The 16150-nt window shown below is 65.8% G+C and carries 14 protein-coding genes; 2 read left to right on the top strand and 12 right to left on the bottom strand.

Going from position 1 to position 16150, the window contains the following annotated elements:
• Positions 1 to 114: 114 nt before the first annotated feature.
• The 5 genes from ACFPN5_RS19425 to ACFPN5_RS19405 form a co-directional block, all read right to left on the bottom strand.
• Positions 115 to 1056, bottom strand: coding sequence for a peptidoglycan DD-metalloendopeptidase family protein (locus ACFPN5_RS19425; protein ID WP_379785438.1), 942 nt, complete (start codon positions 1054 to 1056; stop codon positions 115 to 117).
• 43 nt (positions 1057 to 1099) lie between these two features.
• A complete protein-coding gene (locus ACFPN5_RS19420) occupies positions 1100 to 1981 on the bottom strand; it encodes a protein-L-isoaspartate(D-aspartate) O-methyltransferase (protein ID WP_379785437.1) in 882 nt (293 codons plus the stop codon).
• Entirely contained in the window at positions 1978 to 2715 is a 738-nt protein-coding gene (gene surE / locus ACFPN5_RS19415; protein WP_379785745.1) for a 5'/3'-nucleotidase SurE, read from the bottom strand. Before surE ends, ACFPN5_RS19420 begins: the two co-directional genes overlap by 4 nt.
• A 145-nt stretch (positions 2716 to 2860) precedes the next feature.
• Positions 2861 to 5689 (bottom strand): tetratricopeptide repeat protein, encoded by a 2829-nt coding sequence (locus ACFPN5_RS19410; RefSeq protein WP_379785436.1) that lies wholly within the window; start codon positions 5687 to 5689, stop codon positions 2861 to 2863.
• A 7-nt stretch (positions 5690 to 5696) separates the two neighbouring features.
• Complete coding sequence (locus ACFPN5_RS19405; RefSeq protein WP_379785435.1) at positions 5697 to 6305, bottom strand: toll/interleukin-1 receptor domain-containing protein; 609 nt, start codon at positions 6303 to 6305, stop codon at positions 5697 to 5699.
• 176 nt (positions 6306 to 6481) lie between these two features.
• Between ACFPN5_RS19405 and ACFPN5_RS19400 the strand changes: the two genes are divergently transcribed.
• Positions 6482 to 7456, top strand: coding sequence for an NADPH:quinone oxidoreductase family protein (locus tag ACFPN5_RS19400; RefSeq protein WP_379785434.1), 975 nt, complete (start codon positions 6482 to 6484; stop codon positions 7454 to 7456).
• Positions 7457 to 7523: 67 nt separating this feature from the next.
• Here ACFPN5_RS19400 and ACFPN5_RS19395 read toward each other — a convergent pair whose 3' ends face one another.
• The gene (locus ACFPN5_RS19395) at positions 7524 to 9578 is read right to left on the bottom strand and encodes an ATP-dependent DNA helicase (RefSeq protein ID WP_379785433.1); all 2055 of its coding nucleotides are present in this window, start codon (positions 9576 to 9578) and stop codon (positions 7524 to 7526) included.
• 67 nt (positions 9579 to 9645) lie between these two features.
• Positions 9646 to 9846: a YdcH family protein gene (locus ACFPN5_RS19390; protein ID WP_056333185.1), complete on the bottom strand. Its 201-nt coding sequence runs from the start codon at positions 9844 to 9846 to the stop codon at positions 9646 to 9648.
• A gap of 216 nt (positions 9847 to 10062) precedes the next feature.
• On the opposite strand from ACFPN5_RS19390, the gene ACFPN5_RS19385 reads away from it, so the two are divergent.
• On the top strand, positions 10063 to 10821 hold the full coding sequence (locus ACFPN5_RS19385; RefSeq protein ID WP_379785432.1) for a PP2C family protein-serine/threonine phosphatase: 759 nt from the start codon (positions 10063 to 10065) through the stop codon (positions 10819 to 10821).
• 69 nt (positions 10822 to 10890) lie between these two features.
• Here ACFPN5_RS19385 and ACFPN5_RS19380 read toward each other — a convergent pair whose 3' ends face one another.
• The 5 genes from ACFPN5_RS19380 to odhB all read right to left on the bottom strand — a co-directional run bounded on the left by ACFPN5_RS19380 (position 10891) and on the right by odhB (position 16136).
• Positions 10891 to 11607, bottom strand: coding sequence for a hypothetical protein (locus tag ACFPN5_RS19380; protein WP_379785431.1), 717 nt, complete (start codon positions 11605 to 11607; stop codon positions 10891 to 10893).
• 26 nt (positions 11608 to 11633) lie between these two features.
• Positions 11634 to 12731 carry a cell division protein ZapE gene (zapE, locus tag ACFPN5_RS19375; protein ID WP_379785430.1) on the bottom strand — a complete coding sequence of 366 codons (1098 nt, stop codon included), beginning with the start codon at positions 12729 to 12731 and terminating at the stop codon, positions 11634 to 11636.
• 182 nt (positions 12732 to 12913) lie between these two features.
• The gene (lpdA, locus tag ACFPN5_RS19370) at positions 12914 to 14347 is read right to left on the bottom strand and encodes a dihydrolipoyl dehydrogenase (protein ID WP_379785429.1); all 1434 of its coding nucleotides are present in this window, start codon (positions 14345 to 14347) and stop codon (positions 12914 to 12916) included.
• Between the two features lie 14 nt (positions 14348 to 14361).
• Positions 14362 to 14748 (bottom strand): PspC domain-containing protein, encoded by a 387-nt coding sequence (locus tag ACFPN5_RS19365; RefSeq protein WP_379785428.1) that lies wholly within the window; start codon positions 14746 to 14748, stop codon positions 14362 to 14364.
• 128 nt (positions 14749 to 14876) lie between these two features.
• Complete coding sequence (gene odhB / locus ACFPN5_RS19360; protein WP_379785427.1) at positions 14877 to 16136, bottom strand: 2-oxoglutarate dehydrogenase complex dihydrolipoyllysine-residue succinyltransferase; 1260 nt, start codon at positions 16134 to 16136, stop codon at positions 14877 to 14879.
• Positions 16137 to 16150: the final 14 nt, after the last annotated feature.

Genomic DNA, 16150 nt, shown 5'->3' with positions numbered 1-16150 from the left:
GAGCATGTAAAAAAATCGCCATGGCAGCGTTGCATCGTCTCGTCGTACCAGTGTACTGCCTTCGACGACGCGTCGGACGGCCGCATTCCTTGCCCTGACGTTTTTTCACATGCTCTAACGGCTGGGCAGGAACCTCGATGGATCGACGGGTTTGCCCTGCTGGCGAATCTCGAAATGCAGCTTCACCGAATCGGCGTCGGAATCGCCCATTTCGGCGATTACCTGGCCCTTGGCCACGTTGTCGCCTTCCTTCACGACAATGGCGCGGTTATGGGCATAGGCCGACAGCAAGCTGTTGCTGTGTTTAACGATGACGAGGTTACCATAACCCCGGATGCCGCTACCAGCGTACATTACTTTGCCCGCACCCGCCGCCATGACTTGCTGTCCTGCGCGCCCGGCAATATCGATGCCCTTGTTCTTGCCTTCGTCAAATGTCGCGACGATACGACCGTCCGATGGCCACATCCAGCTCAGTTTCTCGTCATCAAGAGCGGTGACGGTGGCGCCGACACGGGCCGCCGTCGCACCTGCGGCAGCCGGCGCCGGTGCCGGTGGGGTCGTGTTCGCCGCGGCGACCACGGTCTCGGCCCTTTCGCCCGACCTGCTGTCGCGCGGCGCGTCGGCCACGTCGCTGTCGGCCGGACGCTTGTCGGCGCGTGGCATCGTCTTGCGGGGCACCGCCGGACGGGTTTCCGGCGGCATCGGCACTGGCTGGGTCACAACCGCCGTCGAGCGTTCGGCGCGCTCGTTCGGCGCCACGCGCAGTACCTGGCCGACCTTGATGTCGTCCGGGTCGCGCAGGCTGTTCCAGGTGACCAGCTCCCGGTAGTCCTGGCCATGGTCGAGCGCAATGCGCAGCAGCGTGTCGCCGCGGCGCACGGTGTAGGTACCGCGGGCATCCGGACGCGGCTGTTCGGCGCGTGCCGGCACGCGCGCCTGCGCGCCCGAACTGACAGGGCGCTCGACGATCGGCACCTGGCGGGTGGAGGTGGTACAGCCGGCGATCAAGCCAAAGGTGAGGGTCAGCAGGACTAAACGGGGTGTTTGTTTCATTCTCATTTACTAAGTATTACGATCTGGAGCACGCTTGTTTGTATTAAGCGATGCCAGGACGCAAGGGGACAAAATGGCAGGCTTCCAGCGTTTCGCTGGTCCACTCCGACTTGGCTGTTCGGGTGATGCGCTGCAAGTGCTGTACCTGGCCGCCGACCGGGGCCACCAGTCGCGCGCCGATGGCGAGCTGCTCGAGCAGGGCGCGCGGCACTTCCATTCCGGCCGCGGCCAGGATGATGCCATCAAATGGGGCGGCCTGCGCGAGCCCGAGCATACCATCTCCGTAGTGCAAGCGCAGGTTGGGCAGACGCAGGGGCCGCAGGTTGGCTTTGGCCAGCTCGTGCAGGGGCTTGATGCGTTCGATCGAATAGACGTCGCCCGCCACTTGCGCCAGCACGGCTGCCTGGTAGCCGCAGCCGGTACCGATCTCGAGCACGCGGGCCATGCTGCCCTTGCCTTCACGCATCGCCTCGATCATGCGGGCAACGATGTAGGGCTGGGAAATGGTCTGGTTGTGGCCGATCGGCAGCGAGGCATCGATATAGGCCTGGCCGGACAGCGCCGGCTCGATGAAGAGGTGGCGCGGCACGGCCTCGAGGGCGGCGAGCACGACACGGTCACGCACGCCCTGCCCCGCGACGCGCGCAACCATTGCGCGGCGGATCGCTTCGGTGGCCATCAGGTCCGAGCGCTGGGCCGCCGGGGCACTGGACGCCGCCGGCATCGCATACCCGGGCAGCTTGGGACCGGGTTGCGGCGCCCTCGGCGGCTGGGCGCCGCCGACCGCGCGCGCGGCGTTCTGGGTGGCCGTCTGCGGCGTCGCGACCGGCGCAGGCGCGCCTGGCTTGCGCGCGCCGCTGCCGGTTACCGACGACAGCGGCAGCGGAAAGGTGCTGCGCTCGGGAGTTTTGGTCCGGTCGTTCATGCCAGTCCTCGCGTCAGCAGTTCGAGCTGCGGCTTGTGCGTCAGGTCGACCTGCAGTGGCGTGATGGACACCAGCCCGTGCGAAGCGGCGTGGAAATCCGTACCCTCGCTCGCATCGCGGCAGGCGCCGGGCGCGCCGATCCAGAAGATTTCGCGCCCACGCGGGTCTTGGGCGCGGATCACGGGCTCGGCCTGATGGCGGCGCCCGAGACGGGTCGGCGTCAGCGCGCCCATCGCCTCATAGGGCAGGTTGGGAATGTTTACGTTCAACAGGTAAGGCGAGGCCAGCACGTCGAAGCCGCGCAGCACGACTTCACGCGCGACCCTGGCGGCGGCGTCAAGATGCGCCCAGCCATGATGTACCTGGGAAAAGGCGATCGCCGGAATGCCGAACAGGAAAGCTTCGGTCGCGGCTGCGACGGTGCCGGAATACAGCGTATCGTCGCCCATGTTCTGGCCGTTGTTGATGCCGGAAACGACCAGGTCGGGCGGCGCGTCGAGCATCCCGGTGAGTGCGATGTGGACGCAATCGGTCGGCGTGCCGTTCACATAATAAAAGCCGTTGGCAGCCCGGTTGACCGACAGCGGACGGTCGAGTGTCAGCGAGTTCGACGCGCCCGAGCGATTGCTGTCGGGCGCGACCACAGTGATGTCGGCGACGGTCGCAAGGGCCTCGGCCAGGGCGTTGATGCCCGGGGCGAGGTAGCCGTCGTCGTTACTGATAAGAATTCGCATCACGCGATTTTACCTGAAGCAACGCTTTCATCGCGCGTCCGGGACAGATAATTTCTCGCCTCCGGGGCACGGCGCCGTTGTCCCGACACGACGCCACCCCCGGTCATTGCCGGGGTTGCAATGCATTTCGCCGCACGTGCCTCCGTTAGCGCAGCGCCAGCGGCCACCCGCCCGCCGCTTCCAGTAGCGCGCCCTCGAGCGAGGCGACCTCGTCCTCGGCAAAGGCGAGCAAGGCATCCTTGTCGCCGTCGTCGAGGTAGACCTGCTTGATCAGCGCCACCCCGCGCCGCCGCAGCGGCTGCGCGACGGTGGGGCGCAGGATGGTTTCGCGCAAGCTGTCGGCAAGTTGCCGTGCTTCCCGCGCCCGTCCGGCCTCGACCAGTTTATGCAACTGGCCCAGCTTGTGCTCGATTGCCTCCTGCGGGGCGGGCTGTCCAGGGGCAAGGCGCGGCGCACGCCCAGCAGCACCCGGCGTCACCCCGGCCGCCGCCGCTCCCATGCCGATGCCGGAATGGACCACGCCCGGCAAGGCGCTTCCCGCAGCCGGCAAGGCGGCGCCTGTGGTACCGGCACCCGGCGCGGCGATGCCGGCGCCATCGTGCAGGCCGGAGGACATCGCGCGCAGCTGCAGCAGCCGGTTGCCGCCCTCCTCCACGCTCTGCTCGAGCCGGCGCGCCGCTCCGCTGTGACCCTGGCTCGACAGGGTTTCGGCCAGCATGCGCTTGCTGCGCAGCGTTTCGTGGTCGTCCATGCCGCGCAGGCGCTCGTGCTGGTTGACGACGTGCTGCTGCAGTTGCCTTGCCTCCTCGAGCTCGCCCTGCTGGCTGAGCGTGGAGGCCAGCCGCAGCATCACGCCGAGGGTATCCGGGTGGTCGTCCCCGAGCCGCCGCGCGCGGGCCGTGGCCAGCGATTGCTGCATGTCGCGCACTGCACCCAGGTCGCCTTGGGCGGCAAAGATTTCCGCCAGCGCCTCGCGCGCCTGCAGCGTCACCGCGGCGTCGGGCCCGAGGCGGCGCTCGCGCACCCTGAGCACCAGCTCCTGCAGCTTGCGCGCGTTGCCGAGGTCGCCCATGTCGCGCAGCAGCGTCGCCAGCGACCCGGTGCAGCGCAGCGTGTCTTCGTGCTCGGTGCCGAGGACGCGCTGGCGGCCTTCGAGCACGCGCTCGTACAGCATGCGCGCCCGCGAGTACTCGCCGTGCGCGGCAAGCGTGCGCGCCTGTCCCGCCAGGGCATCGAGGGTGGCGATGTGGCCGGGGCCATACAGCCGCTCGCAGGCCTCGGTCACCTCTTCGTGCAGCGCCAGCGCGCGCTGAAACTCCTCCAGCCGCGCGAGCGTGGCTGCCAGCCCGGATTTCGCGGCCAGCGTTTCGGGATGATCGGCGCCGGCCGCGCGCATGCAGTGGTCGAGCAGCACGTCGAACTGCTGCTGTGCTTCCCGCAGCCGTCCGCCGTCGCGCAGCACGCTCGCCAGGGCCGCGCGGCTGGCGCGGGTGTCGGGATGATCGTCGCCCTGCAGGCGCGCGCGCAGCAGCATCGCCTCGGAGAAGCATTCGTACCCCTCGCCCAAGCCCCCCTGATGGCGGTGCACTTCGCCGAGACGCATCAGCTCGCGCGCCAGCAGCGCACCGTTGGCATCGACGCTGTCCGGCTGCCGGGCGCCGTGGCGTTCGCCGGCGGCCAGGGCGGCGCGCGCCGCGCCGACCGCGTCCATCAAATCGAGCTCGGCGCGCGACTGCCAGGGGAAGCGCCCGGCCGCGGCCCAGCCCAGCAGCGCCTCGATGGCGCGCGTCTGCGACAGGCGGTCGGCATCGCGTTCCGGCGCCGCCCCCAGGTGCTCGGCCGCGCCGGCCGCTACCGCGCCGTGCAGCTGCACCTCGTTGAGATAGCTGTCGAGGGACAGCTGGGACAAGCCGTAGCAGTTGCGCAGCAGTTGCTCGAGCGCCGCCTGGTAGCCGACGCTGCCCTTGTGCGGGTCGCCCCGGCGCCACAGCATGCGCCGCTCGGCGTCGAGGCTGTCGACGCCGCAAGGCAGCGGATACACCAGCAGCGGATGCTGCGCCTCCTCATGGCTGCAGCGGTATTCGATGGCGCGCGTCACCACCCCGGCAAGGCCGTCGAGGCTGCGCGCGTTCGGCGTAAACAGGCCGACCAGCCGGTCGGGGAGCAGCGTCGTGCAGACGCTCACGGCCGCCGAGCGCCCGCCGCGGCAGTCGATCAGCACATGCCGGAAGTGGCGCGTGAGGTGGCCGACAAACGCCCGGAACAGCGGCGGGCAGGCCGCGAACAGCCCATCCCAGTCCATGCGGTCGGCGCGCTCGCCGTAGCTGTCGTCGAAGCAGCCGGCGCGCATCAGGTACAGGGTACGGCTCTGGTCGACCCGTTCGACATAGGCTTCCCAGTCGATCGCTTCGAGCACCAGCCGCGCGCGCTCGTCGTGATCGAGCTCGGGGCAGGTGCGGGCGAGCGTGTCGAGCTGCTCGCGGCAGGCTTCGAAGTATTCGAGCAGGCCCGGACGGCCCGCCTCGGGCCGGAAAGCCATCTCGGGCCGGGCTGCAGCGCTCCTGGCGTGCCCCTGCCTGTCATTGTCGTGCCTTTCCTCGCCCGGCCTCTCGTGGCCCGGCCTCTCGTGGCCCGGCCTCTCGTGGTCCGGCCTGCCGTGGCCCGACCGCTCGTGGCCTGGCCTCGCCACCGGCTCGAAACGCCTTGCGGCGAGCGCAGGCGCACCATGCCGGGCCGGGCCTGGCCGCTCGCTCTCGTAGCGCTCGTCGCAGGTGGGGAACAGGTGGTGCAGGCCGGGGGCCTCGGTGTCCCAGTCGATCATCAGTACGGGCACGGTGGCGTTCTGCCGGCTCGCCAGCAGCACCGCCGCGTCGGCAAGCGCGAGGCTGCGCGCGGCGCCGCTTTCAAACGAATAAAAGGTGCTTACTTCGCCAGGGCCGCTAATGGGGGGAAGCGTGATGCGGTTGATTTCCATGGGCTCCTCATTTTTTTGGAAAGGTCAGATCCGGGACGGCACGCCACTCCGGTGGGACATCGGGGAGCACGAATTGGTTGCAATCATGATCAGCCGGCATGTACATTTTCTGGTACTGGTAATGGGTCGCGATCCGCTTCACCATCTTGTCGATATCGGGCAGGAAATCGCGGTTCGATTTCAGGTCGTCGGTCGCCATCGTGAAATGCGAAAAGTCGACATAGAAGGTGGAATTCGCAATCTGCGGCGGCAGGCGATCCGGATGTTGGGTCATGATTACCGGGATGATCAGGTGGCTCGGCAATGTGTACCACTGGCTGCGCTCGGCTTCGAGCTGGCGCATCGCGGCATATTCGCGCCGGGTGTAGGCGTGCGCTTCGTATTTGGGTGTGTAGATGAGAATCATGCAGACGCTCTCGCACATCGCGCGGGCAATCTTGCGGTCGAGGTCGTCACCGCCGCCAAGCTGTTCGGTGTCGATGAACAGTTCGTCCTCGTTGTCGAAATAGGGTTCGAGGTAGCAGCGCAGCGCATCGGCCAGCGCAGTCTTGAACCGGTTCATCAAGTCGTGTCGCCCGTGGGCATAGCTGAAGAAACAGCCGTACCTTATCGCCATTGCCATTTCCCCCATTCAATGCCCAGTAATGCGATGTGCATGCATGACTCTAGCGTTCCCGACCCCTGCCATTTTGCGGACGCACAAACGCGTCGGCCTCATCGGTCGCCGCACGGCGTGTGCGTTCCGTGAGGCATAATTTGGCCGTTTTTAAATATTTCAGAGAGGGAAATGCCATGAAAGCTATCGTTTGCCAGGATTGGGGTCCGCCGGACAGCCTCGCGTTGCAGGAATTGCCGGACCTCGTGCCCGGCAGCGGCGAAGTCGTCGTTGACGTGCGCGCAGCCGGCGTCAACTTCCCCGACGTGCTGACGGTGCAGGGCAAGTACCAGGTACGCCCGCCCCTGCCGTTTACTCCGGGTAACGAATTCGCGGGCGTGGTGCGCGCCGTCGGCGAGGGCGTGCGCGGCTTTGCACCGGGTGACCGGGTGATCGGCTTTACGCGCACGGGCGCCTTCGCCGAGCAGGCGCTGGCCCCGGCCGAAGCGCTGATGCCGATGCCGGACGGCATGGATTTCGATACCGCCGCGGCGATCACCCTCACCTACGGCACCTCGCACCATGCGGTGGTCGACCGCGGCGCCCTGCGGCCAGGCGAGACGATGCTGGTCCTGGGCGCGGCGGGCGGCGTCGGACTGGCGGCGATCGAGATCGGCAAGGCCCTTGGCGCGCGCGTGATCGCGGCGGCGTCAAACGACGCGAAACTGGAGGTCTGCCGCGCGCACGGTGCCGATGTGCTGATCAACTACAGCACGCAAGACCTGCGTGAGGCGCTCAAGGCGGCCACCGGTGGCAAGGGCCCGGACGTGATCTACGATCCCGTGGGCGGGCCTTACAGCGAACCGGCACTGCGCTCAATCGCCTGGCGCGGGCGGCTGCTGGTGGTGGGTTTCGCGGCGGGCGAGATTCCGAAGCTGCCGTGGAACCTGATGCTGCTGAAAGGCGCCTCGGTGGTCGGCGTGTTCTGGGGCGATTTTGTGCGGCGCGAATCCGAGGCCAACCTGGCCGCAATGCGCGAGATGCTGGGCTGGATGGCCGAGGGCAAGCTCAAGCCGCTGGTGTCGAAGCGCTATGCGCTGGCAGATACGGCGCAGGCGCTGAATGATATGGCCGGGCGCAAGGTGACGGGGAAAGTGGTCATCGTGCCGTAATTGGAATATTTATCGAAGGAACACGGGATGGGCGGGAATCCGCCCATCCCGTGTCCCTCCGGTAATATCAATCCTGTTCAGGCTTTTCCGACCCCGGCTTGAAGAAATCAATCACTTCCTGCTGCACCCTTGTCCGCTTGAACGGCGGCAGGCTCTGCCAGATCCGGCGCCCGTAGGGCTTGCTGATCAGGCGCGGGTCGCAGATCATCAGCACGCCGCGGTCGTCGACGTCGCGGATCAGGCGGCCAGCGCCCTGCTTGAGGGTGATGATCGCTTCCGGCAACTGGTGATGCATGAAGCCGTTCATGCCCTGCTTTTCCATCACCTCGATGCGCGCGGCCAGCACTGGGTCGTCCGGCGGGGCGAAGGGCAGCTTGTCGATGATGACGAGCGAGAGCGCCTCGCCGCGCACGTCGACGCCTTCCCAGAAACTCTGGCTGCCCACCAGCACCGCGTTGCCGGCATTCCTGAACGAGTCGAGCAGCTCGGTGCGGCCGCGTTCGCCCTGCACGAACAGCGGAAAGTCCAGCCCGCGCTCGGCAAAATCGACCCGCAGCCGTTCGGCCACCCGGTTCACCGCGCGAATCGTGGTGCACAGGAAGAAGGTACGCCCGCCCGCCGCCTCGATGATCGGCAGCGCATGGTCGACCACGGCGTCGGTATAGCCCATGGAATTGGGTTCCGGCAGCCCGGTCGGCACGTACAGCACGCCCTGGTCCTCGTAGTTGAACGGACTCGGCCAGGTGAGTGCCGGTTCGCCGGTCAGTCCCATCTGTTCGGAGAAATGCTTGAAGTCGTTTTTGACGGCCAGCGTCGCCGAGGTGAAGATCCAGCTGCGCGGCGTACCCTCCCTCTGGTTCTGGAAGATCGGCGCGATCGACAGCGGCGTGCGGTGCAGTTGCAGCGAGGAGGCGAACGCCTCGACCCACAGCACGGCCTGGTCGCCCTCCACCACTTTGCCTTTTGCATCGGGTTTCCAGCCGTCGAAAGAGGCCTTTAATTCAACGGCGCGCACGCGGCATGCTTCCAGGGTTTCGGCGCGCTCGGCCTGGTCCTCGAGCACGTCGATCAGGCCGTCGAGTTCTTCCTTGAGCTTGTCGAGCGCCGGGAAGAAGGCGGAGGTGGGCGGGACCTGCGGCAGCGACATGCGCGTGCCGCCTTCCGGGAAGGTCAGGCGCAGGTCGCGCGCGGCCTTTTCCACCACGGTGACGACTTTCGCCCAGTCGGGGCCTCCGCGCGCGTGCGCCAGGCCCTCGGCCAGCACGTCGCGGCACAGTTCCAGCACCTGCGAAGTCGACACCGACTGGCCGAAGAACAGCGTGGCCGTGTCGGGCAGCTGGTGCGCCTCGTCGAAGATGATCGTGTTGGCCGACGGCAGCAGCTCGGCCACGCCGGTGTCCTTCAGCGCCACGTCGGCAAAGAACAGGTGGTGGTTGACCACGACCACGTCGGCCTGCTGGGCTTCCCTGCGCGCCTTCATCACGAAGCAGTCCTGGTAATACTGGCACTCCGCGCCCATGCAGCTGTCGCGGGTGGAGGTCACCAAGTTCCATACCGAGGCAGTCTCGGGCACCTTCGCCAGCTCGGCCTTGTCGCCCGAACTGGTCATCTTGATGAAGCGCGAGATCTCGCGCAGGTGACCGACGTCGTCGCGGGAGGTCAGGCGCCCGTTCTGCAGCGTGCGTTCCAGGTGGTAGTGGCAGACGTAATTCGAGCGGCCCTTGAGCAAGGCGACCGAGACCGGGGCTTTGAGGGCCTTGCGGATGGTCGGGATGTCGCGCAGGAACAGCTGGTCCTGCAGGTTCTTGGTACCGGTCGAGACGATGGTCTTGCCGCCCCAGAGCAGCGCCGGGACCAGGTAGGCGAAGGTCTTGCCGGTGCCGGTGCCGGCCTCGGCCATGAGGACTTTCTGGCCGTCGATCGCCGTGGCGATGGCTTTCGCCATCTCGGTTTGCGAGGTGCGGGGCTTGTAGGTGCCGACTGCGGGCGCAAGCGGGCCGCCGACGCCGAACAGGCGGTCGAGCTCGGCATCGTACTTGCCCACAGGCGCGTCGTTTGCGGCATCGGCAGATGAGTCAGCCGACGCCTCTGCGGCGCCGGGCACTGGAAGGTGATCGGTCAAAATGGGCGCTTATCTAGCTTAAATGCGGAGCTTAAATGCAGGGCTTAAATGCGGGATGCGAAGGCAATCAGGCCGGCACGTCCGGCACGAGTTGCATCTTCAGCAGGGTGATGTGGTCTTTCAGCTGTAGTTTACGCTTTTTCAGGCGGCGCAGCTGAAGCTGGTCGGCATGTCCATCGGCGGTCAGCATCGCAATCACCGCGTCGAGGTCGCGGTGTTCCACGTCGAGTTCGATAATACGGCGCTGGATGTCTTGGACATCGGTCATGATGGCGGTTCCAAACGAATTTTTCAACAAGGCGGGGCGGTGGCTGACCTCAAGCGTAGCCGCTAGCGGGAGCCGCAAGCGGGTGCTGTGCCAATCGGAGTGCAGATAGTCCTCTTGCGGCTTGCAACGCGGGGGCTTCTCAGTGCATAGTTTAATCTAGAGCGACGTTGCCGCCAACAAAGATCGGCCCCTGAGCCACGGAAAGCATCAAAGTTTATGAATCTCTTCAAGATCGAAGCGGGTACCGCGCAACACATCGGACACCGCCCACGGCAGAACGATCGCGTTGCCCTGCTGCCCGGCGCGCGCGCGCCGGGCTACATGCTGGCCGTGCTGTCCGACGGCATCAACGGCGCCGCCGCAAGCGACCAGGTACTGCACACGGCCCGCCAGGTTTTCGACGAATTCAAGCCCGGGGAAACCGCCAATCCCGAGCGCCTGGTCCAGTTACTGCGCGACATCGTCGCGGAAACCCATACCGTCATCAAGATGAATGCCGTCACCACCGGCGAAGAATCGCATGCCAGCTTTGTCGGCCTGGTGTTGTCGCCCCATGGCGAAGCGGCCTGGGCGCACGTGGGCGACTCGCGCCTGTACCGCTTCGACGATGGCCAGCCCGCGATGCGGACGGGCGACGAAGCCTACATCGAACACCTGGTGGCGCTCGACAAGCTGCCGCTCGAGGCGGCGCGCAACCACCGGCGCTCGAAACTGCTGCTCAACGTACTGGGAAACAGCCGCAAGGAACCGTTCGTCACGGTCGGCTGGCAGATGGGGATGGCGCCGGGCGCCACTTTCCTGCTCTGTTCGGACGGGCTGTGGCATTTCTTCACCGACGCCGAACTGGCCGCGGCGCTGTCCCGTTCGACCCCACGCCAGGCGTCGGAAATGCTGGTCGAGAAGGCCTCCGAACGCGCGCAGGGCAAAGGCGGCAATTGCTCGATGGCGATCGTGAAACTGGTGCAAGCCCTGTAAGGCGGCGCAAGCGCTCATTCCACGAACCCGGCTGTCCAGAATCCGGCGTCGACCACCCGCTGATCCGCCTCAGCGGGTGGCAGCCGCCTTCTGCGCGGCCGCTGCCTTCTGTGCGGCGGCTTTCTCCTGCTTCTCCTTCTCGGCCTTCGCGGCGGCGGCGCGCTTGGCTTCGCGCTGCGCCTTGCGCTCGGCGACTTCGCGCTGGCGCTCTTCCGACTTGCGGCGCCGCTCTTCGAACGCGGCGGCATTTTCGGCACGCTTGGCGGCGTTCGCCGGCTCCGCGGCGGCCTCCTGCTGCAGGCGCGCATTGCGCTCGGCCATGCGCTTGGCGGCCGTACCGGGACGCGGCGGCGGCACCGGTGCGATCGTCTTCGGCGGCGCGGGTGGCGTGGCGCCTGCGCGTGCTTCCTCGGCCTGGTACTCGGCATTCGCCTGCGCCATGGCGCGGTCGCGTTCCTCGACCCGGGTCTTGCGCTGGAAGTACTCTGCCTCGACCTCGATCGCGCGCTGGACGGTCAGGCTCGTGCGGCGGCGTTCCTTGGCTTCGTCCAGACAGTCATTCACGAAGAACTTCTCGTAGCAAACCGCTTCGCGCGCGGCATAGCGCGCCTCGATCGCGGCGCGCTCGGCGGCAACGTTGGCCAGGCGCTCTTCGGCCTGGGCCAGCGAGGTGGTGGGCGCCACGGCCTCGCTCGGCGGCGCCACGTGCTTCGACGCGCAGGCGGCCAGCAGGCCACACGCCAGGAGAACAAAGGCATTGCGCGACATGAACGGTGCTGTTGTCATCTTCTTCCTTTTTTCGTGGCCAGTGTTCAGGCAATCGCGTCGGCGGCGCCGCGCCGTTCGGCCAGCATGTATTCGCGCGACTGCATCTCAATGATACGCGAGACGGTACGGTGGAATTCGTTCGACAGCACGCCCTTGGTGTACAGCTGTTCCGGCTCGACCGCCGCCGACATCAGCAGCTTGACCTTGTGGTCGTAGAACACGTCGATCAGCCAGGTGAAGCGGCGCGCCTCGGACGACTGTCCCGCCGACATGGCCGGGATGCCCGACAGGATCACGGTGTGGAAGCGCGTGGCCAGTTCCAGGTAGTCGTTCTGCGAGCGCGGCCCGCCGCAGAGGGTGGCGAAATCGAACCAGATGACGCCGCCGGCACGGCGCAGCGCGCGGATTTCGCGGTTCTCGATGTGCACGATCGGGTTTTCGTCGGCGGTGTCGGCGACCTTGGCATAGGCTTCGCGCAGCTGACGGTCGGCGGTCGCGTTCAGGGGCGTGTAATAGGCCTGCACCTGCTCCATGGCGCGCTTGCGGTAGTCGTTGCCGGCATCGACATTGAGCACGTCCAGCTTCTCTTTCAGCAGCGCGATCGTCGGCAGCATGCGGTCGCGGTGCAGGCCGTCCGGATACAGGGTCGACGGCTCGTAGTTCGAGGTCATGACGAAACTGACGCCGTTATTGAACAGGGCCGTGAGCAAGTTGTACAGGATCATCGCATCGGCGATGTCCGAGACGTGGAATTCGTCGAAGCAGATCAGGCGATACTTGCGGGCGATGCGCTTGGCCACTTCGTCGAGCGGATCGGCGACGCCTTTCAGTTCATCGAGCTGGCCATGCACGGCGCGCATGAATTCGTGGAAGTGCAGGCGCGTCTTGCGCACCACGGGCACGACCGAATAGAAACTGTCCATCAGGAAGGACTTGCCGCGCCCTACCCCGCCCCACATGTAGACGCCGCGCGGCACATCGGGACGGTTGATGAGGCGCTTGAAAGCGGACGACCGCTGGGCCTTGTACTGGACCCAGTCGTCGTACGCCTGCTGGAGGCGGTCGACCGCGGCCTGCTGGGCAGGGTCGGATGTGAAGCCGCGCTCGGTGAGGGCGTGCTGGTAAAACTCTTGGACGTTCATATGATGCTTGTCTTGCTTGATGGCGGATTAATCGCACCGCTTGCAAAAATGGACGTAGGGTGGGCGGGTCCCCCGCTCACGCGTTCAACGCACCCATGCAAGCCACGGAGCGGGCCGGGAAACGTGATTTGAACGCGTGAGCGGGAAACCCGCCCACCCTACGGGTCAGGAAACTGGCCTGATTAGAAATTCAGCGAACGCTTGTCAACGGCCAGCGCGGCTTCCTTGACGGCTTCCGACAGCGACGGGTGCGCGTGGCAGATGCGGGCGATGTCTTCCGACGAGGCCTTGAATTCCATCGCGACGACGGCTTCCGAGATCAGCTCCGACGCAACCGGGCCCACGATGTGCACGCCCAGGATTTCGTCGGTGGTGGCATCGGCCAGGAATTTCACCATGCCCGAGGTGTCGCCCAGCGCGCGTGCACGGCCGTTGGCCATGAACGGGAAGGTGCCGGCTTTGTACGCCACGCCTTCGGCCTTCAGCTGCTGCTCGGTCTTGCCGACCCACGCGATTTCCGGCGAGGTGTAGATCACCCATGGAATCGTATTGAAGTTGACATGGCCGTGCTGGCCGGCGATACGCTCGGCAACGGCAACGCCCTCTTCCTCGGCCTTGTGCGCCAGCATCGGGCCGCGCACGACGTCGCCGACTGCCCACACGCCCGGCAAGCTGGTGCGGCACTCGTCGTCGACGACGACAAAGCCACGCTCGTCGAGCTGCAGGCCGACGCTCTCGCCGCCTAGGCCGATCGTGTTCGGCACGCGGCCGATCGAGATGATCAGGCGATCGAAAGTCGCGGTCTGCTCGGCGCCGGTCGAATCGGCATAAGCGACGGTGACGTTGTTCTCGCCCTTGGTGATCGCGCCGATCTTGCAGCCCAGGTTGATCTTCAGGCCCTGCTTGGTGAACAGTTTATGTGCTTCCTTGGCGATCTGCTCGTCGACCGCGCCGAGGAAGGTCGGCAGGCCTTCGAGCACGGTGACATCCGCGCCGACACGGCGCCACACAGAGCCCATTTCCAGGCCGATGACGCCGGCGCCGATCACGCCCAGCTTACCCGGCACGGCTTCGATCGCCAGTGCGCCGGTGTTCGACAGGATCAGGCGCTCGTCGAATTCTGCGCCCGGCAGCTGGCGTGCGTTGGAACCGGTAGCGACGACGACGTTCTTGGCGGTCAGCGTGTCGGTCGTCGGACCGGTCACATTGATGGTGTAGCCGCCTTCGGCCTTGCCCGCGAACGAGCCACGGCCGTGGAAGAAGCTGACCTTGTTCTTCTTGAACAGGAACAGGATGCCGTCGTTGTTCTGCTTGACGATGGTGTCCTTGCGCTTGAGCATTTGCGGCAAGTTCAGCTCCAGGCCCGACACATTGATGCCGTGCTCGGCGAACGCGTGACCGGCGTGCTCGAAGTGTTCCGACGACTGCAGCAGTGCTTTCGACGGGATGCAGCCGACGTTGGTGCAGGTGCCGCCTGGTGCAGGCTTGCCTGCGGCGTTGCTCCACTCGTCGATGCAGGCGGTCTTGAAGCCCAGCTGGGCCGCGCGGATGGCCGCGATATAACCGCCAGGACCGCCACCAATGACGACGACGTCGAATTGTTTCTCGTTACTCATGAATTAATCCTTAATTATTCTTCTGGAACAAAAATCCACAACAGTAGATAGACGAGCGCTCCGAAACCGGAGGTAATGAGGGTGAAGACGGTGAAGATGAGGCGCCAGACCCAGGACTCGATGCCGTAGGTGCCGGCGAGCCCGCCGCACACGCCGCTGAGCCAGCGGTCGGAGCGCGAGCGCCGCAGCCGCTTGAAATGGGTCTCGATCGTGCTCGCACCCGAAGCGCCGTAAGCGTTGCCGGTAGCGCCGCCATCCTTGTCCAGGTTGATACGTTCTCCTGCACTTGCGTTGGCACTTGCACCGGCCAGCACTTTTGCCTTGGCCTGCTCGAATTCGGCGTCGCTCAGGGCGCCCGCCTGGTGCAGCTCGTGCAGACGCCGGATTTCATCGGAGATCATGGTGTTCCTCCAAAAAGGTCAGCAAAGGCGGAGCGTGAACAAGGGCTGGGACGGACACGTACGCCATTGGCGTGCGTGCCCGGACCGAGGTTTACTCCCTATCTTCTATCTTCTACCGTTTTCCCTGATTACAAGTCCAGCAGCAGGCGCGATGGGTCTTCCAGCGTTTCCTTCATGGCGACCAGGCCCAGCACGGCTTCGCGGCCGTCGATGATGCGGTGGTCGTACGACATTGCCAGGTAGTTCATCGGACGGATGACGATCTGGCCGTTTTCGACGACAGCGCGCTCCTTGGTGGCGTGGATGCCCAGGATGGCCGACTGTGGCGGGTTGATGATCGGGGTCGACAGCATCGAGCCGAACACGCCGCCGTTCGAGATCGAGAAGGTACCGCCCGACAGGTCTTCCAGGGTCAGCTTGCCGTCCTTGGCTTTCTGGCCGAATTCGCCGATTTTCTTTTCGATCTCGGCGATCGACAGCTGGTCGGCGTTGCGCAGGATCGGCACCACCAGGCCGCGTGGCGAACCGACGGCGATACCGATGTCGAAGTAGCCGTGATAGACGATGTCGTTACCGTCGACCGACGCGTTCAGGATCGGGTACTTCTTCAGTGCGGCGACGGCGGCCTTGACGAAGAAGGACATGAAGCCCAGCTTGACGCCGTGTTCCTTCTCGAACTTGTCCTTGAACTTGTTACGCAGGTCCATGACCGGAGCCATGTTCACTTCGTTGAAGGTGGTCAGGATCGCGTTGGTCTGCTGCGATTGCAGCAGGCGCTCGGCGATACGGGCACGCAGGCGGCTCATCGGCACGCGCTCTTCCGGACGGTCGCCCAGGTTGGCGCTTGGCGCGGCAACCTGTTGCAGCGCTGGCTTGGCCGCCGCTGGAGCGGCAGCCGGCGCCTGCGCAGGCTTGTTGGCGACAGCGGCCAGGGCGTCGCCCTTGGTCACGCGGCCATCGCGGCCCGAGCCGTCCATGCCGGCGGCGCTCATGTTGTTATCGGCCAGGATCTTGGCGGCGGCCGGCATGGCCACGCCAGACATCGAGCCGCCGGTTGCGGCTGGTGCTGCGGCGGCGGCTTCGATCGGCGCGTTCGGCGCGGCCGAAGGAATTGCCTTGACTGCCAGCGGGCTGGTCTGTGCCGATGCTTCGGTATCGATGACGGCAATGACTTCACCGGCGACGACGGTTGCGCCGTCGGCCTTGAGCAGTTGCACGATCACGCCGGCGCTTGGGGCCGGCAGTTCAAGGACCACCTTGTCGGTTTCGATGTCGATCATGTTTTCGTCGCGCGCGACCGGCTCGCCGACTTTCTTGTGCCAGGACAGCAGGGTCGCTTCAGCAACCGATTCCGACAGTTGGGGGACCTTGACTTCGATTTGTGCCATGTAAAACTCCGTTA

Source organism: Massilia niabensis, from assembly GCF_042655085.1.
Taxonomy (GTDB): domain Bacteria; phylum Pseudomonadota; class Gammaproteobacteria; order Burkholderiales; family Burkholderiaceae_D; genus Telluria; species Telluria niabensis.
This window is presented reverse-complemented; position numbering and strand designations above follow the sequence as displayed.